A 17403-nucleotide genomic window follows, 5' to 3' on the forward strand; every position below is an offset into this window, starting at 1 on the left:
TCAAAATAACAGGACGATATCGCCAGATGTATAACCACAAGATCAACCTCCTCCAGGCAATCATGTTCGCGCTTTTATTGCCGCTGGCTTCGCTGGCTCAGGCGCAGGAAGAAACCTGGAGGCTGAACCTCAAGGATGCGGACATTCGGGCCTTTGTCACCCAGGTGGCAGACATAACCGGCTACAGCTTTGTGGTGGATCCCCGGGTTAAAGGGAAAGTGACGGTATTGTCCAGTGCCCCCATGAACAAGGACGAAATATACGATCTTTTCCTGGCAGTGCTGAATGTGCACGGTTTTACTGCGATCCCCGGAGAGGAAGTCGTCAAAATTGTCCAGCAGGTCGATGCCAAACAGTCTGCAGAGAACCTGAACAGGTTTCCGCAAACGCCTTCCGAGCAATTGATTACCCGTGTTATCCAGATTGATAATGCCAACGCCCTGGAACTGGTTCCGATTCTGCGTCCCCTGGTCGCCAAATACGGCCATTTGGCGGGCGTGGCTGCGGCAAACGCCCTGATTGTCAGTGATCATGCCTCTAACATCGCTCGCATTGAACAGATCGTGCGGGAACTGGACAGCCCCTCTAAATACGAAGTGGAAGTGATTCAGCTGCAGGAAGCCTGGGTTGGTGACATGGTGACCCTGCTGCAGGAGCTGGCACCGGAAGAGCTTGGCCGCGCTGGCGGTGAGAATGCCGCACGCAAATACAGCGTGACAGCCGACGAGCGCAGCAATCGATTGATTCTGCGGGGCGACGAAACCTTTCGGGACAAGATGCGCGGTTTGATTCTCCAACTGGACCAACCGTCTGCAAGTGGCGGAACCACCAAGGTGATTCGTCTTCGTCATGCCGATGCCAAGACCCTGACCGAAATACTCAAAGGTGTGATGGGTGAGGTAGTGAAAGAGGGTAGCGCTGGCGGCAGTTCGGGTGGCTCTGCCGGGAATCCGGGCAGCAGCTTTTCAGTCTTTGCCGACGAAGGGCTGAATGCTCTCGTCGTCCGGGGGGACCCCTCCCTGATGCAGGAAGCCGAGCAGATTGTAGCACAGCTGGATGTGCGCCGTGCCCAGGTTATGATTGAAGCGGCCATTGTGGAAATCAGTGATGAGCTGGGGGATCAGCTCGGGGTGCAACTGGCGGCTGGCGATGAGTCTGCAGGTTCGTTTCCTGTACTGGGGACTAATCTGACGAGCAGTCAGGGTATGGTTGGGCTTAACTCAGTAATTGGGGCGTTGGTGGGTGACACCATCCCACAACTCGCAGGTGGATTGACGGTCGGTGCGGGACAGCGCGATGAGGACGGCGTTACTTGGGGTGTTCTTATTCAGGCGCTTTCCTCCTCGGCGGCTGCAAACCTGCTGTCCACACCCAGTATCATTACTTTGGATAATCAGGAGTCCGAGATTATCGTCGGACAGAACGTACCGTTTCGTACTGGGCAGTCCACTGTCACCGGAGACGGGACCACCAACCCGTTTACTACCATCGAAAGACGTGATGTGGGCCTTTCACTCAAAGTGACGCCGACCATAAGTGCAGATGGCTTGGTGCGACTTGTGGTTGAGCAGACGACTGAAGACATTTCCACGACCGCTGTAGATAACGCTTCTGATCTGATCACCAACAAACGTGAGATCAAAACTACCGTGCTGGCGGATGATGGTGAGACCGTGGTGCTGGGCGGTCTGATCAAGGATGATTATCAGGTCAGCAAGAGCAAGGTGCCGCTGCTGGGCGATATCCCGGTACTCGGCCGGCTGTTCTCTTCTGAATCCGAGACCCGCGTTAAGCGCAACCTGCTGGTTTTCCTGCGCCCCACGATTATGCTGGGTAAGGCAGATGCCGTGGCGGCGACCACTGAAAAGTTTAACCGCCTCTGGGATGTGAACCTGGAAGTGCGCGAGAAGCTTGGCTTGCCCCAGGAAGAAACCGATCCGTCAGTCGATATGCTGTTTGAAGGCCGTCGGCAGTAATCAAATGGTTCTGGCCAGACAGCGTGGATAACCACGCTGTCTGATACTCCCGTTGGCGATGTGAAGTGGAGCAGTGCTTTCGATTGCCCTCAGAGCGGGGGCATAGGGCAGTCCAGTTGGTCAGCGACCAGTCTCATTAATTCGTATTCCTTAACTTCCACCTTACCGTCGTGGCTGATGCAATGTCCGCAGGCATCAATAATGGCAGGCTTCAGCAGTGGTGAGAGCTGGCTGAGAACATTCAGAGCAGCTCTCAGGTTCTGCATGGTGATCTTGCTGTGCAGGGTTTCGTCGTTTCCGTTGCCAAACCCTGAAATAGCCTCCTGATAGAGCCCTTGAGCCTTTTCCGGTGCTTCGGTGCCGGCCCGGGCGAACAGGCTCAGCACTTGTTCTATGGCGGGTTTGACTTGCCGGAAGCTTCGGTATTTCACGGGCACGACCTGCCCGGAACCACGGCCCAGATGCCGCCACAAAAACGTGGTGAGCGCGAGCTCAAACAGGGTCACCCGGTTGTCCGCCTGAACCAGCTTCTGAACGTTTGCGAGAAGGGTATCCCTCTCCTCCGGATCGAGCTTTCGCAATGCCGGCATGGCCAGTTCAAGCATTGGAAAACGTGCACGCTCGCCAAGTTCGAGCAGGGATGGCAGCAGTTTGCCAAGCAATTCGGGTTGGGCGCCCAGCACGGAGTGCTCTGGAATGAGAGCAAGCCTCTCGGTTTGCTCGACGTCCGCCAGTTCGTAAATCACCAGGCCATAGCAAAGCTGTACAGCACCAGCCCGGGTGTATAACAGGTTGCGAAAGGTCGATGGCAGCCTCTGCAGGAGGTTGCTGGCGAAGCGCTCGCTGTCCGCGGAAACCGTGCCAACGCGGCTGGATAGCGCAGGGCCTGCCGTCGGAGATTCGTTGCTCAGGGAGCTTGCCAGAGGGGACAGGCTGTACTTTCGGGTGCCTTGAGCGGGTTCGACCACCTGGCTTACCAGGTCTCCGATGCCTGCCTTCTCCGGACTGGTGCCTTGCCCCTGCAAACGTGATCCCGGTTCGGTATCCCTGAGCCTGCTGCGCAGGCGGGCCATCAGCCCTGGCTGGATGGCGTTGATCCGCTCGTCAATGGGAGGGTGGGAAGCCAGCAGGGAAGTGAATTTCATCCGTGCCGCCTCGCCGAAGCACATGTGGTTCATATCGCTGGCGTGGCTGGTGGTGTCCAGATACCCGCCTTTCATTCCGATTTTGAACAGGGCTGCGCCAATGCCTTCGGGGTTACGGGTGAACTGAACGGATGAAGCGTCGGCCAGCATCTCCCGTTGGCGTGAGACGGCCGACTGAATGAGCCGGCCAAAGAACACGCCGACATAGCCGATCACCATCAAGGCCAACCCGATAAGGCCCATGGCAGCCTGTGCCCGGCCGTCCCGATTTCGGCTGCGTCCACTGCTGTAGAAGCCAGCTCTCAGGAGAAACTGGCCAATCTGGCCGATCATCAGGATGCCGGCCAGCAGGGCGATCAACCTCACGTTGATGCGCATATCGCCGTTGAGGATGTGGCTGAATTCGTGGCCTACCACGCCCTGGAGTTCGTCACGGTTCAGCTGTGTCAGGGCCCCATGGGTGACCACCATCACCGCTTCACCAGGGGTATAGCCGGCGACAAAGGCGTTGATGCCGGTTTCATGGTCCATCACGTAGAGTTCCGGTACCGGCACGCCGCTGGCAATCGACATTTCTTCCACGATGTTGCGCAGTTTGCGTTCTTCCGGATCGCGGGTATCCGGATCAATAGCTCGAGCGCCCACCATTCGTGCTACCCGGGTGCCGCCTCCGGCCAGATCCACCCAGCGTACCAGGGAACCGATGCCAATCAGCGCGACCACCGCACCGGCGGTCGTCAGGCCGTGGCTGGACAGCAGCCAGTAATGGAAGGGCAGGGCTGAGGTCTGGCTGCGGGTGACCATGTAACCCACCAGGCAGACCGCCAGAGTAATCAGGGTGACTGCGGTTAGAAACAGAACGACCAACAGGCCAGTGTTGCGCCGGGCATTGGCCTGGCGCTGGAAGAAACCGGGGCTCGCCATGAATCAGGCCTCAGAAACTGACTTTCGGAGCCTGGCGGGCCTCTGGAGATTCGAGCTGCAGCTGGGCGGTTTCCTTGAACGCAAACAGGCCGGCCACGATATTGTTAGGGAACTTCTCGCGGAAGATGTTGTACGTCATCACGCCATCGTTATATGCCTGGCGCGCGAACGCTACGCGGTTCTCGGTGCTGGAGAGTTCTTCCATCAGTTGCTGGATGGTCTCGTTGGCTTTCAGCTCAGGGTAATTCTCGGCCACGGCGTAGAAGTTGGCGAGGGCTTTGGTCAGCAGGTTCTCGGCACTTCCAAGGCGTTGGATCTTGGTACTGTCGCCTGGGTCTCGGGCGGCATCTTTCTGAGCACTGACCGCGTTATTGCGCGCTTCCATCACCTGGGTGAGGGTGGACTTTTCATGGTCCAGATAGGCTTTGGCGGATTCCACCAGGTTCGGGATCAGATCGTGGCGGCGCTGCAGCTGGACATCAATCTGGGCAAAGCCATTCTTGAACTGGTTGCGCAAAGAGACGAGCTGGTTGTAGATAAACACCAGATAGAGGATGACAACGGCAATTACTACAAGACCGATGACAGTCGTTCCCATGACTACTCCTAAGGGCTAAAGGTTCAGGCGTTATTTTCCACGATCCGGGCGTGGAAAGTCTGTACGAAATTCTCAAAATCTCTGGGTAACAGGGGCTTGGAGAAGAAATACCCCTGAGCAAGCGCGCAGCCACGCTGGCTGAGGTAATACTCCTGCTCTGCTGTTTCCACACCTTCTGCGACGACGGTCAGATTCAGGCTCTTGCCAAGGTCGATGATGGTGTTGGCAATTCGGGTATCTTCCTCGTTGATCAGCAGGTCCCGAATGAACTGCTTGTCGATCTTCAGATGCTGTACCGGCATCTGCTTCAGATAGGTCAGCGATGAATAGCCCGTGCCGAAATCATCAACCGCAATACTGATGCCGGCCCGATGCAGCCGATGCAGCTTGGCGACCGCATCGGTGAGGTTGGTCATAAAACTGGTTTCGGTCACTTCCAGTTCCAGGCGTCCCGCCGGAATATTATGACGTTTCAGGGTGTTGAGAATATCGTCAACAATGGATTCCTGGCGTAGCTGAACGGCGGAAAGGTTCACGGCGATTCTGAGGTGAGTACCTTCGGATGCCCAGCGAGCGGCCTGCCAGCAAGCCTGATCCAGGACCCATTGACCAATCTCGACGATGGAACCATTCGCTTCCGCTACCGGAATGAAAAGGTCCGGGGGAATCATGCCGTGTTCAGGGTGTTCCCACCGCAGCAGTGCTTCTGCACCAATAACGCGCCGGGTCTCCAGATTGATCTGTGGCTGGTAGACCAGATGGAATTCGTGGTTTGCGAGGGCCTGGGCCAGGTCCTTTTCCATCTGTTTGCGTTCGCGAATTTCCTTGTCGATGCTGGCCACATAGAACTGGAAGTGGTTGTGCCCGGTCTGCTTCGCCAGTGCCATGGTTTGTTCGGCGCTCTGGAGCAAGCGATCGGCCTGGTCGGCATCTGACGGAAACAGGGAAATCCCCAGGGTGGCGGTCATGGAAATCCGGTGGTTGCCCGAATTGATGGGGGAGCCGATGGTAGCGAGTACCTTCTCGGCGGTTTCTGCTGCCTGGAAGCCATCGCGCAGGTGCTTTTCAACGATGACAAACTGGTCACTGCCCAGTCGGGCGACATTGAATCTGTCTGAGGAAAGATTGGCGGTCAGGCGACTGGCGACGGTTTGCAGGATGGTGTCCCCGGTACGGAAACCGCACTGTTCATTGACGGATTTGAAGTCATCAATGCCACAGACCATAAGCGCGATCGAGCTGTGTCCTTCTCTGGCCCGTTCGATAGCGCCCTGCAGATCTTCCATAAAGGCATCCCGACTGGGCAGGCCGGTCAGTGTGTCGTAGCGGGCAAGGCGGGTGACCCGGTCTTCGGCTTCACGATGTTTTTTCTGGGTGTCGCCGATAGCCACAAGCAGATTGTTGGTGGCGTTAACCCAAAGGCCAAGCTCATCGGCCCGGTGTCCTTCCGGAATCGACACCAGACGATCGTCCGGATGTGCCGGATCAACCTTTTTGACCGACTGCACAATGCGCAGCAGCGGGCGGGTCAGCAGCAGATGGAACACCACGAACAGTACGATGCCAAGAATGAGTGCCAGGGCAATGCCTGATGCAAACGTCACCATTGCTCGGCCGAGCCAGGTTCGAGCATAGGGGGCGGTGTCGTAGTGAACCTCAAGATAGCCGTAGACAAGATCCGGATTGCTGCCTCGCGTGAGACTCTCGCGGTATTCGCGAACCTGGCCGAATATCGGATCAGTTAAAGGGCGAAACGGGGAGTCCTGCAGAGGCCGTAGCCGATCACCCAGTTCATCACCGTCGGGATGGGTGATTTTGGCCATGTGAATGGGTTCCAGGGCGAACAGTCCATCCACCACCTGTTGGGCGAGCGTGTCATCAATGCTGAAAACGGCCTGGGTGGCAGAGTCTTCCACCATGGCAAGGGTCTGGGCTGCATCACGCTCCAGTTCAGCGGATACCCTCTTTGCATCCAGCACCACCTGTACCGCGCTCATCAGAATACCGCTCAGCAACGCGACGAGCAGTACCCATCGGAGAATGCGGTATCCGAGGTGGTTCTCTACTTCAAAGGTTTTTTGCATCCGCTGTTCTTGGCTCATCTGTCTGATTGGTTCTGTCGGACCCTGCGGCAGGATCTATCACGCGGCACATGACAGTATGGTTCAGATTCCTTTCAACTTCATGGAGTATGGACGATTTTTTCAGAGTTTCTTGTGGATGCGTGTGTCGATTTGTTTCGGTTTCGTCGCATTCAGATACAGAAACGCCCGCAGGGGTTCCCGTGCGGGCGTTTGGTCAACGGTCAGGTTGTTGCTACCTACCGTTGTTCCGGCTGGATCAGGCCAGGTTTTCGTTCACGAAATCCCAGTTGACCAGGTTCCAGAACGCTTCCAGGTAATTCGGACGGCTGTTCCGGTAGTCGATGTAGTAGGCGTGCTCCCATACATCAACGGTCAGTACCGGCTTGTCGGCGCCGGTCAGCGGAGTTTCGGCGTTGCTGGTATTAGCGATGGCAACACTGCCGTCAGCTTTTTTCACCAGCCAGGTCCAGCCAGAACCAAAGTTGTTGGCGGCCTTGTCGTTGAATTCTTTCTTGAAGTCTTCGAAGGAGCCAAAGGCCTTCTCGATGGCTTCTTTGGCAGCGCCGGTGGGTTCACCGCCACCGTTCGGGCTCAGGCAGTGCCAGTAGAAGGTGTGGTTCCATACCTGGGCTGCATTGTTGAACAGCGGGCCGCTGGCGCTCTTGATGATGTCTTCCAGAGACTTGTTGGCATTCTCAGTACCTTCAACCAGACCGTTCAGCTTGGTTACGTAGGTGTTGTGATGTTTGCCGTAGTGGTACTCAAGGGTTTCCTGAGAGATATGCGGTTCCAGTGCGTTTTTTTCGTAAGGCAGTGCGGGAAGTTCAAATGCCATGAGGTCGTTCTCCCTGGTTCTCTCTGTTTATGTGAGTTGACACTCTCGCAATATAAGGGCGGTTTGAGTTAAATCAACCCTTTGTTGTGAGAGAGCTTTTAAACTCGGGGCTGCCGGGCAGAAACTGAGCGCAGTTCCGGACCCGCCAGACCAGCTCTTCATAACTGTCTGCCAGAATGTTCACATGCCCGAGCTTGCGCCCTGGGCGCTCCCCTTTATTGTAGAGGTGAAGATGAGCGTAGGGCAGTTCCAGCATCCGTTCAATGTCGCCGTGCTCGCCGATGATATTAATCATGCAGCTCAGGCCGCGTGCCTGAACATTGCCCAGAGCGTGTCCGCTGACCGCGCGAATGTGATTCTCGAACTGGCTGGTCATGGAACCCTCAATGGTCCAGTGCCCGGAATTGTGGACCCGTGGAGCCATCTCGTTTGCTACCAGGCCGTCCTCGGTCTCAAACAGTTCCAGAGTCAGTACGCCCACATAGTTCAATTCGTTCAATAGTGCCTTGATGTACTTTTCAGCATCTTGCTGGATGTGGGGTTGCAGTCCGGGTGCCGGGGCAATGGAGTAGCGCAGTATGCCCTCGTGGTGGCTGTTCTCGGCAATGGGGTAAAAGGCCACATCGCCATCCTCACCGCGAACAGCGATGATGGACACTTCGCGTTTGAAGTTAACGAACTTCTCCACGATTACCCTGGGGTGGCCGATGGCGGTCCAGGCTTCTTCTGCCTGTTCCGGATCTCTCAGGACGGCCTGGCCTTTGCCGTCGTAGCCCTCAGTGATGGATTTGGCTACCACCGGGCAGCCAAGTGCCTCGGCAGCGGCTTTCAGGGAAGCGGCGCTATCAGCGATTTTCCATTCCGGCGTTGGAATGCCAAGCTGGCCGAACAGGGTTTTCTCTGCCTCCCGGTTCTGGCAAACCTGAAGTGCCCTGGGGCAGGGGTGAACCGGCTTGTGTTGGGCCAGCTTCTCCGCCACTTCAACAGGCAGGTGCTCGAATTCGTAGGTTACGCGGTCGACGCGGGAGAGGAAGTCGTCCAGGTAGCTGCCGTCGCGATCCACAATGACTTCCCCCAGACCAGCGCTGGGGCTGCCGGACATGTCGTAGAACACAAATTCCTTTGCGAGGGGGTATCCGGCAAGGGCCAGCATGCGCCCGAGTTGGCCGGCTCCGAGTACACCGATTCTCATCTGGTTCTCCTGCTCTTTATTTGGGGCGACGCCAGAGCGGGCCGGGGAGGGCTTTCCAAAACTGTTGAGGGCCATGGACGGCCCGAAACAAGCGCACAGCGAGGTGCTTGTAGCGTGTTTTGGAAAGCCCTCCCCGGCCCGCTCGCCTGGTCTCGGTAATAGGTTATTGATCCCTGGGGTCAGGGTTGTCCAGAATCGTCTGGGTCTGGTTTTTCCTGAAGTCTTCCACTGCCTGGCGAACCTTGTCGTCGAACGTGCCAACGATCTGTGCTGCCAGCAGGCCTGCGTTGGTGGCGCCGGCCTTGCCAATCGCCAATGTGCCAACAGCAATGCCGCCTGGCATCTGCACGATGGAAAGCAGCGAATCCAGGCCATTCAGTGCTTTTGATTGTACGGGCACGCCCAGCACCGGCAAAGACGTTTGTGAGGCAACCATGCCCGGCAGGTGCGCCGCGCCGCCGGCGCCACCGATGATGACCTTCAGTCCGCGATCGGCCGCGGTCTTGGCGTAATCAAAAAGCAGATCCGGTGTGCGATGGGCGGAGACAACCCGGGTTTCGTAGGGCACGCCGAGTTTGTCGAGCATATCGGCAGCGTGTTCCATGGTGGGCCAGTCAGATTTGGAGCCCATGATGAGTCCAACAAGCGGCTGCATAAGCAACAGTCCTGTGATAATTGGAAAGCCGGCCATTGTATGTTCTGGCCAGTTGCCGTGCAACACGGCAAGCCCGGGCGTCCGGGTGCCGGAGCGCTTTCTTTAAAAGCCTTCATTTTAACCTGTCCGTAACTGCAGGTATTATCGTCGGTTATACAATTAAACCATCCATTTCCAGGAGCTGTAATGGAACCCATCCGCCCGGACGAAGATGAGCTGAGAGCAGAACCCCCGATCGGCGCCGGGGAAGCGCGAACCCCTCGTGCCAGTAAAGAGCGTGAGACTGGGCGTGGGGCTCCCAAAGCCAGGCCGCCAGGTGCAGCTGCGGGCTCTGGCGGAGGCGGTGGTCGTGGTGGACGAGTTCTTGTCTGGGGGGCGATTTTCGGGCTTGCGGTGGCTGCTGGCGCAGGGTGGTATAGCCAGAGTCAGCGCATCGCGGCGCTGGAGAGTCAACTGGAAGAGGCGGATTACTGGGCGCGGCAAAGTAAGCTGGCGCTGGCCCGTTTTGAGGGCGAGCTTTCGGAAACCGGGGAATCCTTGCAGGAGCGGGGTGCCTCTCTGGAGGAAAAGATAGCGGCCAATGCGGAAAAGGTTGAGACCGCCAACAGTGAAATCCGCAAGCTCTGGGTGGTTGCTAATGAGCGCAACCGGAAACAGCTTGAGGAGCATGGTCAGCGGCTCTCGGTGCTGGATCAGAATCTGGCCGAGACCGGCAAATCGGTGTCAGATCTGGAAACCACGCTCGAGCAGGTTCGTACCACGTTTGCTGGAGATATCGCCCAACTGAGCCAGAAGCTGGAGACGTCTGTGGCTGCGCTGGAGCAGGCAAATAGTGAGGCGACGTCGCAACTGACCAGGCTGAGTCAGCAGATCGGTGATATCGATCAGGTGGTAGAGAGCCGTATCCGCCGGTTTGAGCAGGAGCAGAAACTGGGTATCGATGGTATTGAAAGCCGGCTGTCCTCCGTCGAGGCTCGAACGGACGGCCTCGCAGGAGCCGGTGATGTTCGGGCGCTGCGGAATCGACTGGCAGAACTGGCCCGGACCGTGGAATCCATCGATGCTTCCCGTGCCCAACTTACCTCACGCCTCGTGCGCCTGTCGGAGGAGGTCAATCAGCTCAGGGCGTCGAACTCAGGGCAGTAACGGTTGCCGGGGGTGAATGTAACGGTTTGTATTCATCCCTTGCGGTAGCTCTCATTTCTTGTGGTGGCCAGTTGTTATGATCGTCCCTACTCGATAAGGGATGAAGAGTGCATAACAATGAAAATCCGAGTGCCTTTCGTTAAAAGTGCCGCCGTTGTGGCGTGCTTTCTGGTGTTGTCTGGCTGCACCGTTTATCAGTCTATCGGCAAGAGTGTGGGTGGCTTTCTCCACCCGGTGTCGGGCCATGATTTCGTGCATATCGACACCGATCAGTGGGATCAGGGCAATGCCTTGTTGTATTTCTACCGTACCCACTCCCAATGGGCGGCGGATGAGATCGAGTCTCCCAGCGTCTATATTGACGACAAGCACTATTTCAACATTCGCAATAACAGCTTTACCTGGCTGGAAGTGAGCCCCGGTGAACGGCACATCGCCATGCGTCGGCCTTTGCTTGGGCTTGAAGGCCTGAACTCCTTCAGTTTGAGCCTGATTGCGGATGCCACTCTGAAGGTGGAGCCTGGCAAGATCTACTACCTGAGATACAACGAACTGGAGGAGCCCTCGCGTCCTCATCCGGACCTGGATCCGGAGCACCCGCTGGCCTCCGGCGAGCTGCAACTGGTTACCCGTGAATACGCCATGCAGTCGGACGAAATTGTGTCCACGCTGTTCCTGAACAGCGATCTACTGGCGCCGAACCATGCCGCAACGTCGATTGTCGAAGTTAACGAAGATACCGACTACGAGAAGCGGAAGCTGGCTCTTGAGCAGGAGCGCGAGCTGGAGATTGAGCGTCTGCAGCAGCAGGGTAAATATGAGGAGACCTCCTGGTTCTGGCCATTCGGGGGTGGGCCAACGGTACCGCTGGAAGCCGATCGCAAGCTGAAGGCGCTGGAGCAGGAGTATGCCCAACTGGAACTTGAGCGCGAGCGCAGGGAAGAGGCAGAATCGGGAGGCTGGTGGATCTTCTAGGCAATGTCTACACTGGGGATGGTGTAGTGAAGAGAGATAAAAAAAATGTCCTTCAAAGATACGTTCCGGCTGCGTATTGGCAGGCTGGCCGGGCAGGTTGGTCCGTTGCTTGAGGAATCCTGGCGGGAGGCTCGGCAACGCCTGGATGACCTTAACCAGGCGCTTGCCAGTCAGGCGGTGCCTGGCGAGCGCCGGGCGCGAGTGAGTGAGCTGGCTCTGAAGCGAAAGGGGCAGCAGGCAGGCCAGAAGTCTGCGGAAATACGGCACTTCCCTGAGCAGGGTAAAACAGTACAACGTTCTGATTTTGATCAATAAATGTTCGCCTGAGAGCGTCTCGGAAAAAAGTTCAGTATTTTTCGGAAAAACATTTGACACAGTGAGCGAAATGCTTAAAATGCGCGTCTCACTTGGTTGAGACAGCAACGCTGACTCAGCAGGCGCCAAGCGCAGCAAGTGACTGTTTTGAGCCTGAAGTAAAGTAAGGCAGCGAAAGTGGGTGGTTAGCTCAGCTGGGAGAGCATCGCCCTTACAAGGCGAGGGTCGCAGGTTCGATCCCTGCACCACCCACCACTTTCAAAACAGAGTTCAGATTCGGCAAAGCTGAATCGATGCGGAGCGGTAGTTCAGTTGGTTAGAATACCGGCCTGTCACGCCGGGGGTCGCGGGTTCGAGTCCCGTCCGCTCCGCCACCTTACCCTGGGTGGTTAGCTCAGCTGGGAGAGCATCGCCCTTACAAGGCGAGGGTCGCAGGTTCGATCCCTGCACCACCCACCAGATTCTAAAAAGCAGACCAATCTGGTCTGCTTTTTTTATTCCCTCAGAAAACGCCAAGCTCCTTTGGTGAGCCGCAAAAAGGCCGGGCAGGGTTACCCTGACCGGCCTCTTCCTGTAGTGCCTTTTCTGAATTACTTGCCGATCAGGGATTGGCCACATACCCGAACCACGTTCCCGTTCACGCCCGCAGACGCTGGGTTGCAGTACCAGGCGATAGCCTCGGCCACATCAACCGGTTGCCCGCCCTGAGACAGGCTGTTCATGCGTCGACCGGCCTCACGGATGGTAAACGGCATGGCGGCGGTCATCTGGGTCTCAATAAAGCCCGGGGCAATGGCATTGATGGTGATGCCGTTCTTCAGATGACGGGCCATGGCTTCGACATAGCCGATCACGCCGCTTTTGGCGCAGGAGTAGTTGGTCTGGCCGAAATTGCCTGCGATGCCGCTGATCGAAGAAATGCAGACGATGCGGCCGTTTTCCCGTATCAGTTTGCGCTCAGCCAGTTCCTCGTCAATCAGCTCTTCTGCGGTCAGGTTGACGGCAATGGTCATATCCCAGAAATGTTCGGGCATGTTGCCTAGGGTTTTGTCTCTGGTGATGCCGGCGTTGTGGATGACGAAGTCGACACCGCCGGTTTCCTTTTCGATAAAGTCTGCGATCAGCTTTGGCGCCTTTTCGTCGGTGATGTCGCAGGCGAGCGCCTTGCCTTTCAGAGCGCCGGTTACTTTCTGCAATTCCTCGAGTGCCGGCGGAATGTCGAGCCCGATGACGGTTGCCCCATCTCTGGCGAGGGTTGCAGCGATAGCGGCGCCAATGCCTCGGGACGCGCCGGTCACCAGGGCCACTTTGCCTGCCAATGGTGCGACCGGATTGGTGGCTTTGGCTTCGTCGGCTTTGCCGATGCGAACCACCTGCCCGGAGACGTAGGCTGAGCGTGGCGACAGGAAGAACCGAACCGAGGAATCCAGCTGGTTTTCAGCATTGGGTGCTATCCAGACCAGGTTCGCGGTAGCGCCCTTTTTGCCGATCTCTTTGCCAACGGCTCGTACGAAGCCTTCCAGTGCCTGTTGTGCAGCGGCCTGGGGCGCCTTGCGGCAAGTGTGCGGGTCCTGGCCAATCACCAGAACCCGGCCATTCGTCGCCAGTTTCCGGATAGTGGGGTGGAAAAAGTCATACAGGGCGCGCAATTCATCCGGTTTCTGCAGGCCGGACGCATCGAAAATCAGTGCCGAGAACTTGCCGGAGACCTCGCCGGTGATATCCAGTGCCTGAGCCTTGTTGCTTGTCTTGGCCGATTCGGCCAGGGTTTCCGGCCCGGTGGCGTGGTGCAGGGTGGCCGGGCTGGCGCCAACAATGCTGCCAAGGGTGGCGATGGCGCGGGCACCATTGCCGGCTCCAATGAGGACGTCGCCCTCAATAAAAGGCTGATCCACTCGCTTGAGGCGTTTCAGCGGGGCCGGTGACGGCAAGCCAAGAGACTGGGCGGCGGTTTTTCCCACCGGGGTATTCACGAGTTTGAGGTAGAGGTCAGACATGTTTTCTTCCTTGTGCATCTGGTTGATTGCAAATTAGCCTAAAGGGTAAGGAATCTTCCAGCTATTGTATTGACTGAACGCAGGTTGTGCGTTGTCAGAGTTGCCAATGAGAGACTGCCGTCAGGCGCTAGACTCATCAACAGTATCGGTGAACCGAAACAGAATCATCTGACTCACAAGGAAACACAGCGATGGCACAGGCAAAGAAAACCTCATCACCCGTGAAAGGGGCAAGCCAGGGCATTCGACGGGTTGCCGTTATTGGCGGTAACCGTATTCCGTTTGCCCGCTCCAATACTGCCTACAGCAAGATCAGTAACCAGGAATTGTTGACTTCGGCGCTTCGTGGGCTGGTGGATCGCTTTAATCTGGACGGCATGAAAATGGGCGAAGTGGTCGCGGGCGCCGTGATCAAGCATTCCAGGGACTTCAACCTGACTCGTGAATCGGTTCTCAGCTGTGGTCTGGCACCTGAAACACCGGCCTACGATATCCAGCAAGCCTGCGGAACCGGCCTGGAAGCCGCGATTCTGGTGGCGAACAAAATCGCGTTGGGGCAGATCGAGTGCGGCATTGCCGGCGGCACCGATACCACGTCTGATGCGCCGATCGGGGTGGGCGAAGGGCTCCGGGAAATCCTGCTGGACCTCAACCGTGCCAAGACCACCAAGGAGCGCCTGAAAATTCTTGGCCGTTTCCGGCCGAGCCATCTGGTGCCGGAGATTCCGGAGAACGGCGAGCCCCGTACAGGCATGTCCATGGGGGACCACTGCCAGGTGACTGCCAAAGAATGGAGTATCGCCCGTGAAGATCAGGATCGCCTGGCCTGGGAGAGTCATCAGAAGCTGGCAAAGGCCTACGAGGAGGGCTTTTTCGACGATCTGATGACTCCCATGGCCGGTCTCGATAAAGATAATATCCTGCGTCCGGACACCACGCTGGAAAAACTGGCCACCCTCAAGCCCTGTTTTGATCGGGAAAACGGCACCATGACTGCAGCCAACAGCACGGCGCTGACCGATGGCGCGTCGGCAGTGCTGTTGGCCAGCGAAGAGTGGGCAAAGGCCCATAACATGGATGTCAAAGCCTGGCTGACCTTCTCCGAAGTGGCTGCTGTGGATTTCGTCGACAAGAAAGAGGGCCTGCTGATGGCGCCAGCCTATGCCGTACCCCGGATGCTGGAAAGGGCCGGCCTGACCCTTCAGGATTTCGACTTCTATGAGATTCACGAGGCATTTGCGGCACAGGTTTTATCTACCCTGAAAGCCTGGGAAGATCCGGGATTCTGCAGGGAGCGCCTCGGGCTGGAAAAACCATTGGGCACCATTGATCGCGACAAGCTGAACGTGAAGGGTTCGAGTCTGGCCACGGGGCATCCGTTTGCCGCGACCGGAGGCCGTATTGTCGCCACGCTGGCCAAGCTGCTGGAGCAGAAAGGTAGTGGTCGTGGCCTGATCTCAATCTGCGCCGCTGGCGGCCAGGGCGTGACGGCAATTCTGGAGCGCTGATCCGGGCGGGATAGGTAATAACCGAAATCCTCTTTGACAGCTGGCGGCCAGAGCTATAGTATTCGCGCCACGTTGATCGGGCCTCTACCTGATTGATGAAAAGTTTGATGCGGGATGGAGCAGTCTGGTAGCTCGTCGGGCTCATAACCCGAAGGTCGTTGGTTCGAATCCAGCTCCCGCTACCAAAAAAGAAAAAGGCAGGTCAGTTACCTTCACTGATCTGCCTTTTTTGCTTTCTGGGCGGCAGATTATTCCCATGGCCATTATTGCCGGGTGATGCCCCTTTCTGACCAAGCAAAAGGAGCCCAAAGATGTCTTCCCGGCGACTTGGCGTTGTACGCCCCCTGCTGCAGATGGGGTTGATACCCCAGATTACCATCGGAATCATTGCCGGCGTTTTGCTGGCCGTGATTTGGCCTGATACTGCCCAATCGGTTTCTCTGCTTGGCCAACTGTTTATATCCGCCCTGAAAGCGGTTGCGCCTATCTTGGTGTTTGCGCTGGTGACGGCAGCCATTGCCAATCACCAGCAGGGACAGCCAACCCACATTCGTGGGGTGTTGCTGCTCTATGTGATCGGTACGCTGGTGGCGGCTGTGGTAGCGGTGATCGCCAGCTTTGTCTTCCCCACGGAACTCACGCTGGAGCTTCCGGAGGTCAGCGGCAACCCGCCTGGCGGGGTCGTCGAGATCCTGCGCAATCTTCTGCTGAGCGCGGTGACGAATCCGGTCAGCGCCCTGATGGAGGGGAACTTCATTGCTATTCTGGCCTGGGCCGTTGGTCTGGGATTAATGCTGCGCCAGGGCCGTGACGCCACCCGGCAAGTGGTGAACGACCTGTCCGATGCAATTTCCGGCATTGTCCGGGCCGTTATCCGGTTTGCGCCCCTGGGAATCTTCGGGCTGGTTGCCAATACCCTGGCAGATGCCGGCATCGGCGCGCTGCTGGAATACGGCCGCCTTCTGGCGGTCATCGTTGGCTGTATGCTGTTTGTGGCTCTGGTGACCAATCCGTTGATTGTCTTCCTCCACACCCGCCAGAATCCTTACCCCCTGGTATTCGCCTGTTTAAGGGGCAGTGCCATCACCGCCTTTTTTACCCGCAGTTCCGCTGCCAATATCCCGGTTAACCTTAACCTGTGTGACCGGCTGGGGCTGGACCCGGATACTTACGCTATTTCCATCCCGCTTGGTGCCACTATCAATATGGCCGGTGCCGCCATCACCATCTCCGTGATTACCCTGGCGGCTGCGAATACCCTGGGTATTCCGGTGGATTTCCCGACCGCACTGCTGCTTTGTGTGGTTTCGTCTATTGCGGCCTGCGGGGTTTCCGGCGTGGCTGGGGGTTCACTGCTGCTTATTCCGCTGGCGACCAGTCTGTTTGGTATCTCCACGGAAGTGGCCATGCAGGTGGTTGCCATTGGTTTTGTCATCAGCGTGGTTCAGGATTCCACCGAAACCGCATTGAACTCATCAACCGATGTTCTGTTCACCGCGGCGGCCTGCCGTTCGGCAGAGGCTCGTGAAGCAGCATGACCATCGGGCGCAGAAATCTGGTGTTTATCGGCATGCCTGGCAGCGGCAAAAGCACCGTCGGGGTGTTGGTGGCAAAACGCCTGGGCCTGGGGTTTATCGATACCGATCTGCTGATACAGGAGCAGGCCGGGCGAACGCTGCAGGAGATCGTTGACCAGGACGGCTATCTGGCCCTGCGCCGGATTGAAGAGCAGGTACTGCTGGCTCTTGAGGTTGAAGGTCAGGTCATTAGCACCGGTGGTAGCGCGGTGTACAGTGAGGCCGCGATGACACACCTGAGGCAGAAGGGCACCGTAGTGTTTCTCGATATTTCTCTGGATGAGGTGCGCAGACGTATCGGCAATTACAGCCTCCGCGGTATCTCCCGTCGGCCCGACCAGTCGCTGGAAGCGTTATTTGAAGAGCGTTTCGCCCTTTATACCCGCTACGCGGACCTGGCCATCAAGGGCCAGGGGTTGAACCAGGAACAGGTCTGTCAGGCGGTCATCGATGGGTTGCCACAGTAACGAGCAACT

14 protein-coding genes and 4 tRNA genes are annotated in these 17403 nt (G+C 57.3%); 11 read left to right on the plus strand and 7 right to left on the minus strand.

The annotated features are described in order from the left end of the window. Positions 1–26: 26 nt before the first annotated feature. Positions 27–1976: a type II secretion system secretin GspD gene (gspD, locus tag Q674_RS37755; RefSeq protein ID WP_022991649.1), complete on the plus strand. Its 1950-nt coding sequence runs from the start codon at positions 27–29 to the stop codon at positions 1974–1976. 89 nt (positions 1977–2065) lie between these two features. On the opposite strand, the gene Q674_RS37760 is transcribed toward gspD, so the two are convergent. From Q674_RS37760 to purE, 6 genes are all read right to left on the minus strand, one after another. Further along, positions 2066–4045 carry a M48 family metallopeptidase gene (locus Q674_RS37760; protein WP_023009843.1) on the minus strand — a complete coding sequence of 660 codons (1980 nt, stop codon included), beginning with the start codon at positions 4043–4045 and terminating at the stop codon, positions 2066–2068. 10 nt (positions 4046–4055) lie between these two features. After that, a complete protein-coding gene (locus Q674_RS37765) occupies positions 4056–4643 on the minus strand; it encodes a LemA family protein (protein ID WP_022991647.1) in 588 nt (195 codons plus the stop codon). A 23-nt stretch (positions 4644–4666) separates the two neighbouring features. Then, positions 4667–6727, minus strand: coding sequence for a putative bifunctional diguanylate cyclase/phosphodiesterase (locus Q674_RS37770; protein WP_023009844.1), 2061 nt, complete (start codon positions 6725–6727; stop codon positions 4667–4669). A gap of 256 nt (positions 6728–6983) precedes the next feature. Further along, positions 6984–7562, minus strand: a complete 579-nt coding sequence (sodB, locus tag Q674_RS37775) for a superoxide dismutase [Fe] (RefSeq protein WP_011785497.1) — start codon at positions 7560–7562, stop codon at positions 6984–6986. A gap of 73 nt (positions 7563–7635) precedes the next feature. Next, positions 7636–8754, minus strand: a complete 1119-nt coding sequence (locus tag Q674_RS37780) for a 5-(carboxyamino)imidazole ribonucleotide synthase (protein WP_023009845.1) — start codon at positions 8752–8754, stop codon at positions 7636–7638. 163 nt (positions 8755–8917) lie between these two features. Continuing rightward, positions 8918–9409 carry a 5-(carboxyamino)imidazole ribonucleotide mutase gene (gene purE / locus Q674_RS37785; protein ID WP_011785495.1) on the minus strand — a complete coding sequence of 164 codons (492 nt, stop codon included), beginning with the start codon at positions 9407–9409 and terminating at the stop codon, positions 8918–8920. Between the two features lie 186 nt (positions 9410–9595). Here purE and Q674_RS37790 point away from each other — a divergent pair, with 186 nt between their 5' ends. From Q674_RS37790 to Q674_RS37815, 6 genes are all read left to right on the plus strand, one after another. Beyond that, positions 9596–10555, plus strand: coding sequence for a hypothetical protein (locus Q674_RS37790; protein ID WP_014421014.1), 960 nt, complete (start codon positions 9596–9598; stop codon positions 10553–10555). Positions 10556–10672: 117 nt separating this feature from the next. Next, positions 10673–11530, plus strand: coding sequence for a DUF2846 domain-containing protein (locus Q674_RS37795; RefSeq protein WP_022991642.1), 858 nt, complete (start codon positions 10673–10675; stop codon positions 11528–11530). Between the two features lie 45 nt (positions 11531–11575). After that, positions 11576–11845 carry a hypothetical protein gene (locus Q674_RS37800; RefSeq protein WP_022991641.1) on the plus strand — a complete coding sequence of 90 codons (270 nt, stop codon included), beginning with the start codon at positions 11576–11578 and terminating at the stop codon, positions 11843–11845. 179 nt (positions 11846–12024) lie between these two features. Continuing rightward, positions 12025–12100: transfer RNA gene (locus Q674_RS37805), tRNA-Val, on the plus strand. 42 nt (positions 12101–12142) lie between these two features. Continuing rightward, positions 12143–12219 (plus strand) — tRNA-Asp (locus Q674_RS37810). A 9-nt stretch (positions 12220–12228) separates the two neighbouring features. Then, positions 12229–12304 (plus strand) — tRNA-Val (locus tag Q674_RS37815). A 131-nt stretch (positions 12305–12435) separates the two neighbouring features. Here the strand turns inward: Q674_RS37815 and Q674_RS37820 are convergent. Then, positions 12436–13842: a 3-oxoacyl-ACP reductase gene (locus Q674_RS37820; protein WP_022991640.1), complete on the minus strand. Its 1407-nt coding sequence runs from the start codon at positions 13840–13842 to the stop codon at positions 12436–12438. Between the two features lie 191 nt (positions 13843–14033). Here Q674_RS37820 and Q674_RS37825 point away from each other — a divergent pair, with 191 nt between their 5' ends. From Q674_RS37825 to Q674_RS37840, 4 genes are all read left to right on the plus strand, one after another. Further along, positions 14034–15350, plus strand: a complete 1317-nt coding sequence (locus Q674_RS37825) for an acetyl-CoA C-acetyltransferase (RefSeq protein ID WP_023009846.1) — start codon at positions 14034–14036, stop codon at positions 15348–15350. 108 nt (positions 15351–15458) lie between these two features. Further along, positions 15459–15535 (plus strand) — tRNA-Met (locus Q674_RS37830). Between the two features lie 126 nt (positions 15536–15661). Continuing rightward, positions 15662–16888 carry a serine/threonine transporter SstT gene (gene sstT, locus Q674_RS37835; protein WP_014421019.1) on the plus strand — a complete coding sequence of 409 codons (1227 nt, stop codon included), beginning with the start codon at positions 15662–15664 and terminating at the stop codon, positions 16886–16888. Further along, positions 16885–17394, plus strand: coding sequence for a shikimate kinase (locus Q674_RS37840; protein WP_023009847.1), 510 nt, complete (start codon positions 16885–16887; stop codon positions 17392–17394). The genes sstT and Q674_RS37840 overlap by 4 nt, the downstream gene beginning before the upstream one ends. Positions 17395–17403: the final 9 nt, after the last annotated feature.

This window comes from Marinobacter sp. EVN1 (assembly GCF_000475375.1).
GTDB classification, from domain to species: Bacteria; Pseudomonadota; Gammaproteobacteria; order Pseudomonadales; family Oleiphilaceae; genus Marinobacter; species Marinobacter nauticus.